We start from the raw sequence: 14276 nt of genomic DNA on the forward strand, positions 1-14276 counted from the left end.
TGCCCGAGGTTGCACGATCGGCAGCGCCCCCGTCCGGGGGCTGTGCAGAGGACGCGAGCTCCGGCATGACCGCCTCTCCCTCAGATGCTGCTTCCCCGTCGTCCGTACCAGAGTGAACCCGAACAGCCGAACACGTCAACAGATACATGAAATGCAGTGCGTGTTTTTGTATACGTGAACGCTCGGTCGTAAGGTTGGTCCATGGACGGAGCCCCTGAGCCGCACACCGGATGGACGTTCCTCACCAACCATGCCCGGGTGTTGGCCGCCATCGCCGACAATCCGAACGTGCGTATCCGACACATCGCGGCGCACTGTCGCCTCACGGAGCGCGCCGTCCAGAAGATCATTTCTGATCTGGAGCGGGAGGGGTACCTCTCGCACACCCGGGAGGGACGCACCAACACCTATCGGATCGACCCCGCCAAGGTGCTACGGCACCCTGCCGAGGCCGGACTGAAGGTGGCCGAGCTGCTCTCACTCCTCGTCCAGGCCGAGGCGGACCGCGGCCCGGCACCCTCGCAGCAGTTGGAGGCGGCGCGGCCGCGGATGCCGATGGACGGCAGCTGAGAGGATGGGCCTCGGCTCTGAACCGGCCGCGCGGAACGACCTGCGGGCCGGGGTCAGGCGAGGACGCGCAGTGCCCCCGGCAGGACCCTGACCGTGACCGGAAGGGCCGCCTCGACCTCGCCGTCCGCGCCATAGGGCACCGCGCGGTCGGCCGCGATACGGATCTCCTTGCCGCGCAGGATCCGGACCTGGGGGCGGTGGATGTGGGCGCCCGTCTTGAGGTCGTTCATCAGGGCGAAGAACAGCCGGCGCGGCGCCTCGCGGATCAGCACGATGTCGAGCAGACCGTCGTCCAGGCGGGCGTCGGGGGCGATGTGCCGGCCGGAACCGTAGTAGCCGGAGTTGGCGGCCACGACCGTGTAGCCGGTGTGCAGGTGTTCCTGGCCGTCGACGGTGACCCGGTAGTGGGCGGCGCGCCAGGTGGTGACGGCGCGCAGGCCGCCCGCGTAGTAGGACGCGGCGCCGCGCAGCAGGGTGGAGTGGTTGGCGTGGCGGTTGGCCAGTGCGTCGACGCCGGCGTACACGCTGCCGAGGACCACGGTGCGCTGGTGGACGGCCGATTCGACCTCGATGGTGTCGACCCGCCGGGGCTCGTGGTGGAGCAGCACCTGGGCGAGGGCGGCGGGGTCGGTGGGCAGGTTCAGCGCCCGTGCGAAGTCGTTGCCGCGGCCGGCCGGGACGAGGCCGAGCAGGGCGTCCGTGCCGCTGAGGGCGCCGCCGACGCCGCCGGCGATGCCGTCGCCGCCGACGGCGAGCACCACCCGGCCCCGCTCCCCGGCGTCCCGGGCCAGTTCCCGAGCGTGTTCCAGGCTGCGGCTGTACTCGGTCTCCAGGTCGGCCCCGGCCTCCCGCAGCGGCCGGGCCACCTCCAGCAGCGCGGCGGCTGAGGCGGATCCCCCCGCCGTGGGGTTGACGATGGCGGTGAACTGTCGCATCGATGTGCCTTTCGGGCCGACGGGAGGGCGCTGCCGGAGGCGGGCGGCTGGGCGAGTGGCTGAGCCGGTGGGTGGGCGGGCCCGGGGTCGGGCACCGGTGGGGTGGATCAGTCGAGGGGCAGCAGGACGCCGGGGTTGAGTACGCCCGCCGGGTCCAGCCGTCGTTTCACGGCACGCAGCGCCTCGATGCCCAGGGGGCCCGCCTCGCGGACGTACCAGTCGCGGTGGTCGGTGCCCACGCCGTGGTGGTGGGTGATCGTGCCGCCCGCGCCGAGGATCGCCTCGTTGGCGGCGTGCTTGGCCCGCTCCCAGTGCGCCACCGGGTCGTCGCCCTGTGCCGAGACCACGGTGAAGTACAGCGAGGCGCCGTTCTCGTAGACGTGGGAGATGTGGCACATGATCAGCGGCGGCGTGCCGGTCTCGGTGAGCGTGGTGGTGAGGGCGTCACGGACGGACGCGTACAGCTCGGGGACGCGGGACCAGAACGTCGCCGTCTCCAGTGTCTCCGCGAACGCGCCCGCATCCAACAGGGCGTCGCGGAGGTAGGGGGCCGAGTAGCGGCCGTGCGCCCAGCGCTGTCCGGGTTCCTCGCCCAGCGGGGTGCCGCCGCAGTCGCGCAGGACGGTCGCGGCACGCTCCCTGCGGTGGGCGGTGTCCTCGGACGTGCCTTCGTAGCCGGTGATCGCCGTGCATCCGGCAGCGGACTCCGGTCCGGCGCCGATCGCGTCGGGCTGGGCGAGGCCGACGAGGGTCTCGGTCTCGTCGGACAGCCGCAGCACCGTGGGGCGCGGGCCGTCCTGGGCGAGGCGGCGCAGCGCGGCGGCGCCCTCGTCGAAGGAGGCGAAGCGCCAGCCCTCGTACACACGGGTCTCGGGCACGGGCCGGATCCGGACGGTGACGGACGTGATGACGCCGAACGCCCCTTCCGAGCCGAGCAGGAGCTGGCGCAGGTCGGGTCCGGCGGCCGAGCGGGGGGCGCGGCCGGTGTCGACGGTGCCCTCGGGGGTGGCGAGGGTCAGGCCGAGGACCATCTCGTCGAAGCGGCCGTGTCCGGCGGAGGCCTGGCCGCTGGAGCGGGTGGCGGCGAAGCCGCCGATGGTGGCCCACTCGTAGGACTGGGGGAAGTGGCCAAGGGTGAAGCCGTGTTCCGCCAACAGTGCCTCGGCCTCGGGGGCGCGCAGGCCGGGCGCCAGGGTGGCGGTGCGCGAGACCGGGTCGAGGGCGAGCAGCTGGTTCATGCGCCGCAGGTCCAGTGCGACGAAGGGGGCGCGGCGGCCGGGGGCGAGACCGCCGACGACGGACGTGCCGCCGCCGAACGGGACCACCGGCAGGCCGTGCTCGGCGCAGACGCGCAGGACGGCGAGCACCTCGTCATGGCCGGCGGGGAGCACGACGGCCTCCGGGAGGTCCTCGACCTCGCCGTCGCGGATCCGCAGCAGGTCGGGGGTGGACTTGCCGCGTGTGTGCCGGATGCGGGTCTCCGCGTCGGTGCGGACGTGCTCCTCGCCCCCGGCCGCGGTGAACAGGGCCTGGCGGGCGGCGGGTTCGAGTCGCGGCTCGGGTACGACGATGTCCTCGAGGGCGATCGGCGCGGCGGTGCGCGGCTTGACGCCGAGCAGGTCGCGCAGCAGCCCGGTCACGGTCTCGGGCAGCGGCGCCGCCTTGGCCGGGTCGCCCCAGCCACTCCACAGCATGTCCATCACTGTCGTCCTCACCGGTCGATTCGAGCGATGCCGTGTCCCGGACGGCCTCGCAGGCGTTACACTGTGACACATGACGCCTATTCGTCACAACCATTCGGACGGCGACGCGGTGCTCGACGCGGTGCGGGACTGCGTCCTGGCCGTCGGGGTCCGCCGTACGACGCTGACCGACGTGGCCCGCCGCGCCGGGGTCTCCCGGATGACGCTGTACCGCCGGTGGCCCGATGTGCGCTCCCTGGTGGGGGACCTGATGACACGGGAGTGGGTCGCGGTGGCCACCGGGGCCATGCCCGAGCGGCGGGCCGGGGCGAACGCGCGCGGTCTGATCGTCGACGGGCTGGTGGCCGGAGTGGAGGCCTTCCGCACCCATCCGCTCTTCCGGAAGATCGTCGACGTCGATCCGGAGCTGCTCCTCCCCTACGTCCTCGACCGCCGCGGCGCGAGCCAGGAGGCGCTCATCGCGCTGCTGGCCGACGCCGTGCGCGAAGGCCACGCCGACGGCTCGGTGCGCGCAGGCCATGTCGAACGGCAGGCGCGGGCCCTGCTGCTGATCGTCCAGTCCTTCACCCTGTCCCTGCGGACCATGACCGACGAGGACGACGCCGACCTGAGCAGTGAGGCCTTCCTGGCGGAGCTGCGCAGCATCCTGGAAAGGACCCTCACGCCATGAGCCCCGCCACTCCCCCGGTCCCCGGAGCCACTCCCGCTTCCGCCTCCGGGGCGTCACTGTCCGCCGCCCGGCGCTCGCGCGAACTCGCCGGGACCGTCGGCGGCCGCGTCGTGGACGTCCTGGTCGTCGGACTGGGCGCGACGGGCGCCGGTGCCGCGCTGGACGCCGCTGCCCGCGGGCTGACGGTGGCCGCCGTCGACGCCCACGACCTCGCCTTCGGCACCTCGCGGTTCAGCAGCAAGCTCATCCACGGCGGGCTGCGCTATCTCGCCTCGGCCCAGCTCGACGTGGCCCACGAGAGCGCGGTCGAGCGGGGTGTGCTGATGGAGCGCACGGCGCCGCACCTGGTCCGCGCCCAACCCTTCGTGCTTCCGCTGACGCCGCTGGTCTCGCGCGGTCAGTCCGCGCTGGCCTGGGCCGGGTTCCGGGCCGGTGACACCCTGCGCCTCGCGGCCCGCACGGCCCGTGCCACCCTGCCCGCCCCGCGCCGGCTCTCCGCGGTGGAGACCCGGCACCTCGCGCCCGCCCTGCGCACCCAGGGCCTGCGCGGCGGCCTGCTGTCCTGGGACGGCCGGCTCACCGACGACGCCCGCCTGGTGACCGCGATCGCCCGCACCGCGGCCGCCCAGGGCGCGCGGATCCTGACCCGGGTCAGGGCCCTGGAGCTCACCGGCTCCGGAGCCCGGGTACGGGACGAACTCACCGGCGAGGAGGGCGAGATCAGGGCCCGCGCGGTGATCAACGCGTCCGGTGTCTGGGCGGGCGACCTGGTGGAGGGCATCCTGATCCGCCCCTCCCGCGGCACCCACCTCGTCCTGCGCTCCGACCGCCTCGGCCCGCTGCCCGCGGGACTGCACGTGCCGGTCCCCGGCGAGACCAACCGCTTCGTCCTCGTACTCCCCCAGGGCGACGGCCGGGTCTACGTCGGACTCACCGACGAGCCCGTCGAGGGCGACATCCCCGACGTTGCCGAAGTACCCGAGACGGACATCGGTTTCCTGCTCGACGTCCTCGGCTCCGTGCTGGACGTCCCGGTCCAACGCGACGACGTCGTCGGCGCCTTCGCCGGACTGCGCCCCCTGCTGGACACCACCCCGCAGGCGCGCTCCGGCGCCGCGCCGCGCACCTCCGACATCTCTCGTCGGCACGCGGTCCTCACCTCGCCGGACGGCGTGATCACCGTGGTCGGCGGCAAGCTCACCACCTACCGGCGCATGGCCGAGGACGCCGTCGACGCCGCCGTCACCACCCGCCGGCTCACCGCCGGCTCCTCCCCCACCGCCGGGCTCCCGCTCGTCGGCGCCGCGTCACCCGGCACGCTCGGCTCCCTCCGGGCGCCGCGCCGCCTCGTCCAGCGCTACGGCACGGAAGCACCGGCCGTCCACGCGCTCGCCGCCCGCGACCCCCGGCTGGGCGAACCGGTACTGCCGGGGCACCCCGTCACCGGTGCCGAACTGCTGTGGGCCGTACGCCACGAAGGTGCCCTGGACGAGGCCGATCTGCTGGACCGGCGGACCCGTATCGGGCTGGTGCCGGCCGATCGCGCGGCAGCGCTGGACGCCGTACGCGACATGCTGGGCGAGGTGTCGGCACAGGTGGGCGAGGCGTAGCGGGCAGCGGGGGGTGTCAGGCGTCGCCGCGGCGCCGGACGCGCCATACGTGGTTGTCCCGGAAGCCCTCCACGCCCTCGGGCGACACGCTCACGCCGCGCACCGTGTCCAGTGTCTCCACGGTCCAGTCGGTCTCCGGCAGGGCGAGTTCGTCGAGGACGCTGCGCAGGGTGGGGAACTCGGCCTCGAAGGGCGGTTCGGTCTGCCACGACGGCCAGTTGGCGTGCATGGCGAGGAGCAGGGTGCCGCCCGGTGTGACGGCGTCGGCGGCCTGGCGCAGGATCAGCTGCTGGTCGAGCGGGACCGGCGACTGGAGGAACTGCGCGTTGACCAGGTCGAAGGAGCCCTCGGGGAACGTCTCTCCCAGCTCGTGGCGTTCCCACGCGGTACGGTCGCTCACGCCGGCCTCGGCGGCGTGTCCGGCGGCGCGCTCCAGCGCGGTGTGCGAGATGTCGACGCCGGTGACCTGCCAGCCGCGCGAGGCGAGCCACACCGCGTCGGCGCCCTCGCCGCAGCCGAGGTCGAGCGCGGTGCCCGGCACGAGGTCGGAGGCCTCGCGGACGAGGAGCGCGTTGGGGCGGCCGCTCCACAGCCGGCCGCCGTCGCGATAGCGGGTCTCCCAGAACTCGGCGGCGTTCAGGGCAGGGGTCTCGGTCATGACGTCTCCCGGTGCGCTGGGATGGATGCGTTCACGCTGAGGAAGCCTGCGGGACACTCCGGGCGACGACAAACAGCCTTGCCGGTTCGGCAAAACCGGCGGGGAGGCCGAGGCACGCGCAGGGCCTCAGGACTACGACCTTGGTGCCGGTCCCGCCCGGCCCGCGGCCCGATCCGCCGCGCCCGTCGTCCCGCCTAGCGTCGAGCCATGCGTATAGGACTTCTCGGCACCGGCAACGTCGCACGGGCACTCGCGCAGGGCTGGCGAGCCGCAGGACACGACGTCCTGCTCGGTTCCCGCGCGCCGCAGGAACGAACGGACCTCGGCCTTCCCGTCGCGGACTTGAGCGGGACGACCGCCCACGCGGAGGTGCTCGTGAACGCGACCCCGGGGAACGTGTCCGTGGAACTGCTGCGTTCCATCGGGCCTTCGGATCTCTCCGGCAAGGTACTCATAGACGTCGGGGTCGGCCTCACCGACGACTACACCGCACTCTCGCACCCCGACAACAGCCTGGCGGAACAGATCCAGCGGGCCTTCCCGCTGACGCCCGTCGTCAAGACACTGTGCACGATGGACTCGACCGCGATGACCGCCCCGGACAGCCTCGAAGGGCCGAGCACCGTCTTCCTCTCCGGCGACGACCCAGCAGCCAAGCAACTCACCGGCCGACTGCTCACCGACCTGGGCTGGCCCCCGTCGTCCCAGCTCGACATCGGAGGCATCACCACCGCTCGCGGGCAGGAACACTTCGCGCTGCTGTTCATGGGGATCGCGGGCGGGCTGGGCTCCCACACCTTCAACATCAAGGTGGTCCCCCGCGCCGCGGGCTAGGGGGTGTTTCGAAAGTCCCGTGGGTGCTGTGCGGGACGTTCGAAACACCCCCTAGGTCAGTCCTCCGGTGCCTCCAGCCAGAATCCGGCGCGGGTGCGCCAGAGGTCGAGAAGTGCCGTGTCTCCCTTGGTCTCGACGGCGGTCGTGGGCCGTTTGTAGACGTACAGGAGGAGGTCGGTCACCGGGCCCCGCGCGATCGCGGTGGCGCCACCGCCTGCCCCGGACCGCCAGACGGGGCGCTCACCGGTGAGGTCGACGAGCCACTCTCCGGCGTCGGTCGCGTCGAAGTGGAGCGTACGGTCCGGGCCGAGAAGGTCCGGCAGGTCCGGCCGGGGCTCGAACGCCTCGGGGAAGGTGGAGTACTCCAGCCATTCCCGCACCGCGTCCACGGCGAGGTCGCGGTCCAGCGCGAACCCCGTCCCGGCCGTGAGGGCCGCGTCGGCGCGGTGCACGGCGGTCTCGTAGGTCATGCGGCGCGCCCAGAACGCCACCGGCGCCGACCGGTCGGCGGAGGGGTTCCACGCCAGGGCGTCGGCCCCGGCGGCACGGAGGGTGGAGCTGAGCCGTGCCGCGCCTTCGACGAGCCACGGGATCAGGAACGACGCGTCCTCGTCGGCGTTCGCGGTCGGGTCGTTCACCAGCTCGTCGGGGATCGGGCCGGCCGCGCGGGTGCGTACGATCTCCTCCGCCCACCGGTGGTCGCCGCCCACGTGCCGCAGCAGCCGGCCCAGGTTCCAGCCGGGGCAGGAGAGCACGGAGGCGGTCATGTCAGCGTCGCGAACGTGGGTGGTGAGACGTTCGGTCTGGGAGACGATCTCGTCGCAGTAGCGCTCGAAGCTCAGCGAGGTCATCGGTTCATGATGCCCGAGCGACGGGATGGGCCCGGCGGGGATATTGGATCGGCCTTGTCAGTGGGCTCGGATACCGTATGCCGCCTGAACAAGATCGGCGTGCGGTACAGGGTGGGGAGAGAACACGATGTGGGTGGGGACAGGACGGGCGCGGCGGCGGCTGGCCCAGGTGGCGGTGCTGGCCGGGGTGCTGTCGGGCTGTGCGGGGGCGGCCGAGGACGACACGAAGGCGTCGGCGAGCGCTTCGGCGTCGGCCGACTCGACGGCGTCGGCGGAGACGGCCGGTGACGACGACGGTGGCTCGGGGGTGAAGAGCGGGGGCAGCATCGGGGCCGCCGGCTCGGCCTGCGAACTCCCCGTCACCTTTGACATCGCCCAGTACTGGGAGGCCGAGGCCGTCGACTCCGGCACAAAGAAGGACACCTCGGGCGGCAACGGCTCCGCCGACGCCGAGGACGACGAGCTGGCCCAGGAGATCGCCGACGCGCTCCTTCACCAGGGGCCCGTCACGGCGGCCTGCGAGGTCGACGCCAAGCCTGCCGGGAACATCGGCTTCCTGCGCATCTGGACGGGCGAGCCGGGCGCCGAGGACGCGCGCGGCGTGCTGGAGGCGTTCCTGGCGGACGAGACCGGAGTGAGCAAGGCGAAGTACAGCGCGTTCAAGACGGGCGGCGTCGCCGGGGCCGAGGTGAAGTACCTCGTCACCAGCGAGCTCCTGGAGGAGACCAAGGAGGAGACCGCCCTGGCCGTCACCACCGAGAAGGGACCAATCGTCATCCACCTCGGCGGGATGGACACCGAGGAGCACCGGGCGATGCTGCCGGCGTACGAACTGGCCAAGAAGACCCTGCGGGTGGGCTGAGCGGCGGTTGGGCGACGGGGGTGTCCGGCGCGGGCGGTCACGTGCCGCGCCGGACGTCGACCGGAGCCGGTCAGGACGCGGTGCAGGAGCCGACCGTGGGGGCCGTGGCGGTGCCGTTCTTCATGACCGTGAAGCCGAAGCTCGTGGAGGCTCCGGCGGCCAGGCTGCCGTTGCCGTTCGGCTTCATCGTGATGACATTGCCGCTGCTGTCCCAGCCGGGGGTGCCGTTCCAGGTCGCGGAGATCTTCTGCGGGGCGGTCACGGTGACGGTCGCCGTCCAGTCGCTGATCGGCGAACTCCCGGCGGTGATGGTGACCTTGCCGTTGAAGCGGTCGCTCCACTCCTCGGCCTTGCTGTAGGTCGCCGTGCAGGCGGCGCCGGGCGTGCCGCCGCCGGAGGAGCCGCCGAGCGCGGTCAGCACCGCGTTGTACGCGGGCTTCTTGGCGTAGTTGTCGTCGAACAGCAGGGGTGTGCCGCTCGCGCGCCAGGAGTACTTGTCGGTGATGCCCCAGACGGTGATGCCGGTGCAGCGCGAGACCGCCAGGCAGCCCCGTACGACATTGCCGTAGCTGTTGGCCTGTGCCGTGCCCGAGCCCTCGATGTCCGGTTCGGTGATCTGCACGTCGACGCCGAGGGCGGCGAAGCACTGAAGGTTCGCCTGGTAGTCGGACGGGACCGGTGAGGCACTGTTGAAGTGGGTCGCGGGCCTCGGCACCGCCGATCGGTGTTGAGTGTCGAGGCGTACGGCGCCTCGCCCAGGTGGTTCGCGGCGACCGCGGCGCCGAAGTACCGGCCCTTCTCGGCGGTCGCCGCGCCGAGGGTGCTCGCGGCCTGCGCGCCGCCCGCGAGGGCGGTGACGCCGGCCGCGGCGAGCAGGCCGGCCATGCCGAGGGTCAGCGCGGTGCGGGTGCGGGTGCGCGAGCGCCGGGGGCGACGCTCGGGAGGCGGGTCGATGGATGTGCGGGACACGGTCTTGTCCCCACCGCCCCGCCCGGCTGTCCGCGCTAGGTGAGGAACCGGTCGAGCACGGCCGTGAGTTCGGCCGGCTTCTCCACCGGCAGTTCGTGGCCCGCGTCCAGGACACGGATCACGGCGTCCGGGTAGGCCTTGGCCATGCGGAGCATCTGGGCGAGGGGCAGTTGGATGTCGTGGTAGCCGTGCACCATGAGGGTGGGCGCGTGGATGTCGCCGACCCTGTCCAGCACGTCGAAGGCCCGCATGGCGCCGTACAGCGTCATGACGACCTCCCGCGGGGTGTCCGCGGAGGCGCGGACGTACTCGCGGATCTCCTCGCGCGGGTGGCCTGGGGCGAAGGCGCGCTGGATGTTGGCGGCAACGAACAGTTTGAAGGGGGCGAGCGTCGAGGCGGCCATGAGCAGGGCACGGCCCCGGCTGTAGGCCATCCTGCCGATGGAGTTCACCAGCACCATGCGCTCGACGCGCTCCGGGTGGGCGAGGGCGATGGTCTGGGCGATCATGCCGCCCATGGAGTGGCCGACGACCACGAACCGCTCGATCCCGAGGTGGTCGAGGAGGGCCAGGACGTCCCGGGCCAGGTCGTCGATCCTGCGCGCCCCCGCTCCGCTGCTCTCGCCGTGCCCGCGCAGGTCGAGCCGGACGACCCGCCGCGCCTTCGCGAAATGGGCGACCTGGTGATCCCAGCGATGCCGGTTCGCCGTCCAGCCGTGGACGAACACCAGGGGCACACCCTCGCCGTCGCGGGGGCCCTCGTCGTCGTACGTCAGCGTCGCGCCGTCGACTTCGAGCTGCGGCATGCGGGCCTCCTGGGGTGCGGGTCTCTGGTTACTGACCGGTACGGTAACCGGCCGCGCGGGCTGCCGTCACCGGCGTTCTTCCAGGAAGTCGAGGATGTGCCCGAAGACGTCGAGGGCCGCTCCTCTGCCGAGGAATGTGTCCAGGTGGCCGTAGCCCGGGATCTCGGTGTACCTGACGTCGAGTTGGGGCTGGCGGTGGGCGAGCACGTCGCGGCAGAGCCGTTGGGAGTCGAGCCACAGGCCGTTCTCGCTGCCCGCGAGGAGGAGGACGGGGGTGTCGATGCGGGCCGCCGCGTCCAGGGCGTTCTGCGGGAGGGCCCGGTAGCGGTGGTCGGTCTCGTGCCAGCGGACGACGGTGCGGGCGAGTTCGATGCGGCGCAGGTGCGGGAGGATCCACAGCGGGGCCGGGCCGAGGAGGTCGGCGAGGCGGTCGTGGGTCCTGTCGGTCAGGTGCTCGTGGACGAAGAGCGAGGCACCGGTTCCCCAGGCCGAGTTGTGCAGGATCTGGCAGGTCGGGTCCGGGCAGGTCGCCTTGCGCGAGGCCAGGGCGAACAGCGGGGTGTACCTGGAGCGGAGGCCGACCTTGCGGAAGTCGACGGGGATGTGGTCGATACGGGACTTCAGCAGCTCTCCGGCCAGGGTCATCCGCAGGGAGGTGCGGCCCGCGAGCTTCGGGGTGAGGAAGACGCCCTGCGAGACCACGCCCGCGAGGCCGGGCACCAGGCCCGCCGTCATGCTCAGGGAGAGGGTCAGGGAGCCGATGCAGTGGGCGACGACGAAGAGGGGGCGGTCGCCGATGCGGGCGCGGATGTGGGCGACGGCTTCGGGGATGTCGTAGAGGGCGACGTCGTCGTAGGTGTAGCGGCCGCCGGTCTCGTTGTAGGGCAGGCGGCAGCTGCCCCGCCAGTCGAGCAGCCAGGGTTCGTGGCCCTCGTCGAGGAGGGCGTCGACCAGGTTGCGGGTCTCGGGCAGCAGGAACATGTCGGCCGACGCGGTGTGTCCGTGCAGGAGCAGGACGGCGGGGCGGTCGGGGGCGGGGGCGCGGTCGCCGGGGTCGACGCGGGTCAGGCCGAGGCGGACGCCGTCGCCGGCGTGGAACGGGATCTCCTCGACGCGCGCCGGGTCGAGGCGGTGCTGGAGGGGGCGCAGGGCCGTGGTGCTCCTGACCTTGCGCAGGGCGGACCTGGCCGTCCTGGGGTTCGCCGTACGGAAGATCATCGGTGGTGCTCCGAGGGGGTCTGGGGGCGGCGCAGGTCGAGCAGGTCCGCGGCGGCGCGGGCGAACGGGCCGAGCAGGCCGCGGCCCATCTCCAGGCCGAACCAGGCGAGCCAGGTCAGCTTGGCGGCGCGCTTCTCCTGGCTGGTCAGGCGGGGGTCGACCTTGATGCCGTCGATCTGGTCGCGTACGTAGGAGTCGGCGGGGACGACGACCTCGCCGGTCAGGCGCGCCGGCTCGCCCTCGCGGCCGAGCTGCACGGTCAGGGCGCGGGTCTGCCGCCAGAAGTCGCGGCGGGCGCGGGCGTACTTGTGGCCCTCCAGCCACCAGCGGCCGCCCTCGGGGTCGGTCAACTCCAGCCGGTAGCGGAGCAGTTGGTGACGCAGTCCGTGCCGGTGCGGGATGCCTTCCTCAGGGCGGATCCAGATGTCTCCGCGTGCCACGGTCAGGGGCTCGGGGTGCAGGGCTGGGCAGGTGACCTCGCCCCGGACGTCGACGCGGCGGTCGGTGACCAGCTGGTGCATGCTCGCGATGGAGAGGGTGAGGGACATCGACATCGGGCACGGGGTGGCGGGTGTGTCGTCACCGGGAGGCGCGCCGTCAGGAATTCCTCCGCCGCGAATCGTTCCGTCGGGAATCGTTCCGCCAGGACCGGCCGCGACAGGGCTGACACTGCCCTCGGTGTTCTCGGAGAACCACAGGTAGGGCTGGTCGTCCTTCTGCGGGAGGCGGGCCAGGCCGTCGCCCGCGAGCCGCTCGAACGTCTTCAGCTGGGCCCGGGCGTCGTAGCGGGCGGCGGGCGGCAGGCCGAGGGCTTCGACGAGTGCGGTGGTGCGGTCGGCCGTGGCGGCGGGGCCCTTCAGGGTCGCCTCGCACAGTTTCAGGGCGGTGGGGCTCTGCAACACGCGGCTGAGGAAGGTCAGTTCGGGGATCGGGTCGGCCTCCAGACGGGCGAGGGCGTCCACGCGCCACTCGTCCCAGTCGTGGACGCGGACGTGCATGCCGCCGAACGCCATGTCCCCTACGACGTCGTCGAGGGTGTTGGGGACGCCGGTGAGGTTGTAGTCGAAGCCCCAGGCGTCCGGTTCGCAGACGACGGCGACCGCGACGCGGCTGACCCAGTCGACGGGGGCGGCGTTGAGGTAGCGGAAGGCCGGCACCGTGCGGAAGCGGCCGAAGGCCGAGATGAGGCCGCTGCTGAGGTCCTGGCGGTTGTACGCGCCGGTCCTGGTGTGGCCGCCGATGCCGCCGGGGCGCAGGGCGGTGACGACGAGGCCGTGGTCGCGGGCGCGGCGCAGGGCGACCTCGGCGGCCCACTTGGTCTGGTCGTAGCCGGCGACGAGCCGGTCGATGTGGGCGAGCGGGTCGTCCTCGCCCATGGAGGGGATGCCGACCTCGTTGAAGACGGCGATGGACGAGATGTGGTGCAGGGGCTTGGGGCGTCCGGTGGCCGCCAGTTCGGCGAGGGTGAGGGCGCCGAGGACGTTGCTGGTGCGCAGGGACTGGTACCCGCGCAGGAAGTCCACGGCCGCCGCGACTCCCACGATGCTGTCGACTTCGTGGGCGAGGGTGTTCCAGAGGTCGTCGGACAGGCCCAGGCGGGGCCGGCGGATGTCGCCGGGCAGCACGGTGATGCGGCGCCGGACCTCCGACGACCAGGGCAGCCCGTACTTCTTCAGCGCCTCACCGAGCCGGACCGTGGCCGCGTCCACGTCGGCGGCCCGGACCAGGCAGTGCACATGGGCGTCGCTGTGCCGCAGCAGGTCCAGCAGCATGTGGCTGCCGAGGAAGCCGGTGGCACCGGTCAGCAGGACGCGCCGGGGCGGGCTCGGGTCGGGCGAGGCGGTGAAGGGGAGGCGGTCGGCGAGGGCCAGGTCGGCGAGGATCTGGGTGAGGTCCTCGGGGCGGGCGGTGGCGGCCGACGGGGTGTTGTGGGGGCGCTGGGCTGCGGCGGGTCGCCGGGCGGGCCGTGTGGCCACGGGGGCGGCCGTTTCCGGCGTGGCCGTCGAGGGGGCGCTGTGCGGCGGACGTGCTTGCAAGGCAGGTGGCGGAGTCGGCCGTGTCGCCTGGGGGTCGGCCCTCTCCGGCACAGCGGTCGACGGGGCAGCGTCGGGGAGCGCGGCCACGGCAGGCGGCGGAGTCAGCCGCGTCGCCCCGGGGTCGGCCGTTTCCGGTTCGGCGGTCGCGGCTCCTCCGACCCGCAGCTGGCTCTTGGCGAGCGCGATAGGCCTCGCGTCGGCGAAGACCTCGTCCAGGTCGAGCGACACGCCGAGCTCGTCCGCCAGTGCCGAGAGGAGTTCCACCGCGCTCACGGAGGTGCCTCCGGCGTCGAAGAAGTCGGCGTCGGGTGCCAGGTGTCCTGCGGGGACGTAGCGGCCCGCGACGGCCGCGATGGCGGTGGCGAGCTCGTCTGCGTCATGCGCCGTCGGCGCGCTCTCGGCGGGCGGAGCCGAACCCGTGGCCCTGGCCAGCAGGTCGGAGACGGTCAGCCCGACGCCGCCGCGCTCGATCGCCTCCGCGGTCGCCCGCTGGTCGGCGACTGTCGGCACGTTCTCGTTCACCTCACGCATGGGAGCCCTTCACGGTGTTGCCC

At 72.9% G+C, this 14276-nt stretch carries 13 protein-coding genes; 5 read left to right on the plus strand and 8 right to left on the minus strand.

Annotation, left to right across the window (positions count from 1 at the left end; translation table 11 throughout):
• Window positions 1-201: 201 nt before the first annotated feature.
• On the plus strand, window positions 202-570 hold the full coding sequence (locus ACFZBP_RS39590) for a helix-turn-helix transcriptional regulator (protein ID WP_383452915.1): 369 nt from the start codon (window positions 202-204) through the stop codon (window positions 568-570).
• 53 nt (window positions 571-623) lie between these two features.
• On the opposite strand, the gene ACFZBP_RS39595 is transcribed toward ACFZBP_RS39590, so the two are convergent.
• Both ACFZBP_RS39595 and ACFZBP_RS39600 read right to left on the minus strand, forming a co-directional pair.
• Window positions 624-1505 (minus strand): YegS/Rv2252/BmrU family lipid kinase, encoded by an 882-nt coding sequence (locus ACFZBP_RS39595; RefSeq protein ID WP_391420812.1) that lies wholly within the window; start codon window positions 1503-1505, stop codon window positions 624-626.
• Between the two features lie 107 nt (window positions 1506-1612).
• The gene (locus tag ACFZBP_RS39600) at window positions 1613-3205 is read right to left on the minus strand and encodes an FAD-linked oxidase C-terminal domain-containing protein (RefSeq protein ID WP_391420869.1); all 1593 of its coding nucleotides are present in this window, start codon (window positions 3203-3205) and stop codon (window positions 1613-1615) included.
• A gap of 73 nt (window positions 3206-3278) precedes the next feature.
• Here ACFZBP_RS39600 and ACFZBP_RS39605 point away from each other — a divergent pair, with 73 nt between their 5' ends.
• Together ACFZBP_RS39605 and ACFZBP_RS39610 are read left to right on the plus strand one after the other, a co-directional pair.
• Entirely contained in the window at window positions 3279-3878 is a 600-nt protein-coding gene (locus ACFZBP_RS39605) for a TetR family transcriptional regulator (protein ID WP_391420813.1), read from the plus strand.
• Window positions 3875-5488, plus strand: a complete 1614-nt coding sequence (locus ACFZBP_RS39610) for an FAD-dependent oxidoreductase (RefSeq protein WP_391420814.1) — start codon at window positions 3875-3877, stop codon at window positions 5486-5488. The genes ACFZBP_RS39605 and ACFZBP_RS39610 overlap by 4 nt, the downstream gene beginning before the upstream one ends.
• Before the next feature lie 16 nt (window positions 5489-5504).
• Here the strand turns inward: ACFZBP_RS39610 and ACFZBP_RS39615 are convergent, their stop codons facing one another.
• Window positions 5505-6146, minus strand: a complete 642-nt coding sequence (locus ACFZBP_RS39615; RefSeq protein WP_391420815.1) for a methyltransferase domain-containing protein — start codon at window positions 6144-6146, stop codon at window positions 5505-5507.
• A gap of 207 nt (window positions 6147-6353) precedes the next feature.
• Here ACFZBP_RS39615 and ACFZBP_RS39620 point away from each other — a divergent pair, with 207 nt between their 5' ends.
• Window positions 6354-6980 (plus strand): NAD(P)-binding domain-containing protein, encoded by a 627-nt coding sequence (locus ACFZBP_RS39620; RefSeq protein WP_391420816.1) that lies wholly within the window; start codon window positions 6354-6356, stop codon window positions 6978-6980.
• Window positions 6981-7036: 56 nt separating this feature from the next.
• On the opposite strand, the gene ACFZBP_RS39625 is transcribed toward ACFZBP_RS39620, so the two are convergent.
• Window positions 7037-7831 carry a maleylpyruvate isomerase family mycothiol-dependent enzyme gene (locus ACFZBP_RS39625; protein WP_391420817.1) on the minus strand — a complete coding sequence of 265 codons (795 nt, stop codon included), beginning with the start codon at window positions 7829-7831 and terminating at the stop codon, window positions 7037-7039.
• Between the two features lie 127 nt (window positions 7832-7958).
• Here ACFZBP_RS39625 and ACFZBP_RS39630 point away from each other — a divergent pair, with 127 nt between their 5' ends.
• Entirely contained in the window at window positions 7959-8693 is a 735-nt protein-coding gene (locus ACFZBP_RS39630) for a lipoprotein (protein ID WP_391420818.1), read from the plus strand.
• 70 nt (window positions 8694-8763) lie between these two features.
• Here ACFZBP_RS39630 and ACFZBP_RS39635 read toward each other — a convergent pair whose 3' ends face one another.
• The 4 genes from ACFZBP_RS39635 to ACFZBP_RS39650 all read right to left on the minus strand — a co-directional run bounded on the left by ACFZBP_RS39635 (window position 8764) and on the right by ACFZBP_RS39650 (window position 14253).
• On the minus strand, window positions 8764-9408 hold the full coding sequence (locus ACFZBP_RS39635; RefSeq protein ID WP_391420819.1) for an endo-1,4-beta-xylanase: 645 nt from the start codon (window positions 9406-9408) through the stop codon (window positions 8764-8766).
• A 289-nt stretch (window positions 9409-9697) separates the two neighbouring features.
• Window positions 9698-10468 (minus strand): alpha/beta fold hydrolase, encoded by a 771-nt coding sequence (locus tag ACFZBP_RS39640; RefSeq protein ID WP_391420820.1) that lies wholly within the window; start codon window positions 10466-10468, stop codon window positions 9698-9700.
• Window positions 10469-10534: 66 nt separating this feature from the next.
• Complete coding sequence (locus ACFZBP_RS39645; protein WP_391420821.1) at window positions 10535-11686, minus strand: alpha/beta fold hydrolase; 1152 nt, start codon at window positions 11684-11686, stop codon at window positions 10535-10537.
• Window positions 11683-14253 (minus strand): thioester reductase domain-containing protein, encoded by a 2571-nt coding sequence (locus ACFZBP_RS39650; protein WP_391420822.1) that lies wholly within the window; start codon window positions 14251-14253, stop codon window positions 11683-11685. Before ACFZBP_RS39650 ends, ACFZBP_RS39645 begins: the two co-directional genes overlap by 4 nt.
• Window positions 14254-14276 lie beyond the last annotated feature (23 nt).

Origin of the sequence: Streptomyces sp. NPDC008086, assembly GCF_042957325.1 — a bacterium.
Lineage (GTDB): Bacteria > Actinomycetota > Actinomycetes > Streptomycetales > Streptomycetaceae > Streptomyces.

Coding starts and splice junctions, on each gene's coding strand:
- ACFZBP_RS39615 (WP_391420815.1), bottom strand. CDS start 6,146: ATGACCGAGACCCCTGCCCTGAACGCCGCCGAGTTCTGGGAGACCCGC.
- ACFZBP_RS39605 (WP_391420813.1), top strand. CDS start 3,279: ATGACGCCTATTCGTCACAACCATTCGGACGGCGACGCGGTGCTCGAC.
- ACFZBP_RS39625 (WP_391420817.1), bottom strand. CDS start 7,831: ATGACCTCGCTGAGCTTCGAGCGCTACTGCGACGAGATCGTCTCCCAG.
- ACFZBP_RS39620 (WP_391420816.1), top strand. CDS start 6,354: ATGCGTATAGGACTTCTCGGCACCGGCAACGTCGCACGGGCACTCGCG.
- ACFZBP_RS39645 (WP_391420821.1), bottom strand. CDS start 11,686: ATGATCTTCCGTACGGCGAACCCCAGGACGGCCAGGTCCGCCCTGCGC.
- ACFZBP_RS39640 (WP_391420820.1), bottom strand. CDS start 10,468: ATGCCGCAGCTCGAAGTCGACGGCGCGACGCTGACGTACGACGACGAG.
- ACFZBP_RS39600 (WP_391420869.1), bottom strand. CDS start 3,205: ATGGACATGCTGTGGAGTGGCTGGGGCGACCCGGCCAAGGCGGCGCCG.
- ACFZBP_RS39650 (WP_391420822.1), bottom strand. CDS start 14,253: ATGCGTGAGGTGAACGAGAACGTGCCGACAGTCGCCGACCAGCGGGCG.
- ACFZBP_RS39590 (WP_383452915.1), top strand. CDS start 202: ATGGACGGAGCCCCTGAGCCGCACACCGGATGGACGTTCCTCACCAAC.
- ACFZBP_RS39595 (WP_391420812.1), bottom strand. CDS start 1,505: ATGCGACAGTTCACCGCCATCGTCAACCCCACGGCGGGGGGATCCGCC.
- ACFZBP_RS39630 (WP_391420818.1), top strand. CDS start 7,959: ATGTGGGTGGGGACAGGACGGGCGCGGCGGCGGCTGGCCCAGGTGGCG.
- ACFZBP_RS39610 (WP_391420814.1), top strand. CDS start 3,875: ATGAGCCCCGCCACTCCCCCGGTCCCCGGAGCCACTCCCGCTTCCGCC.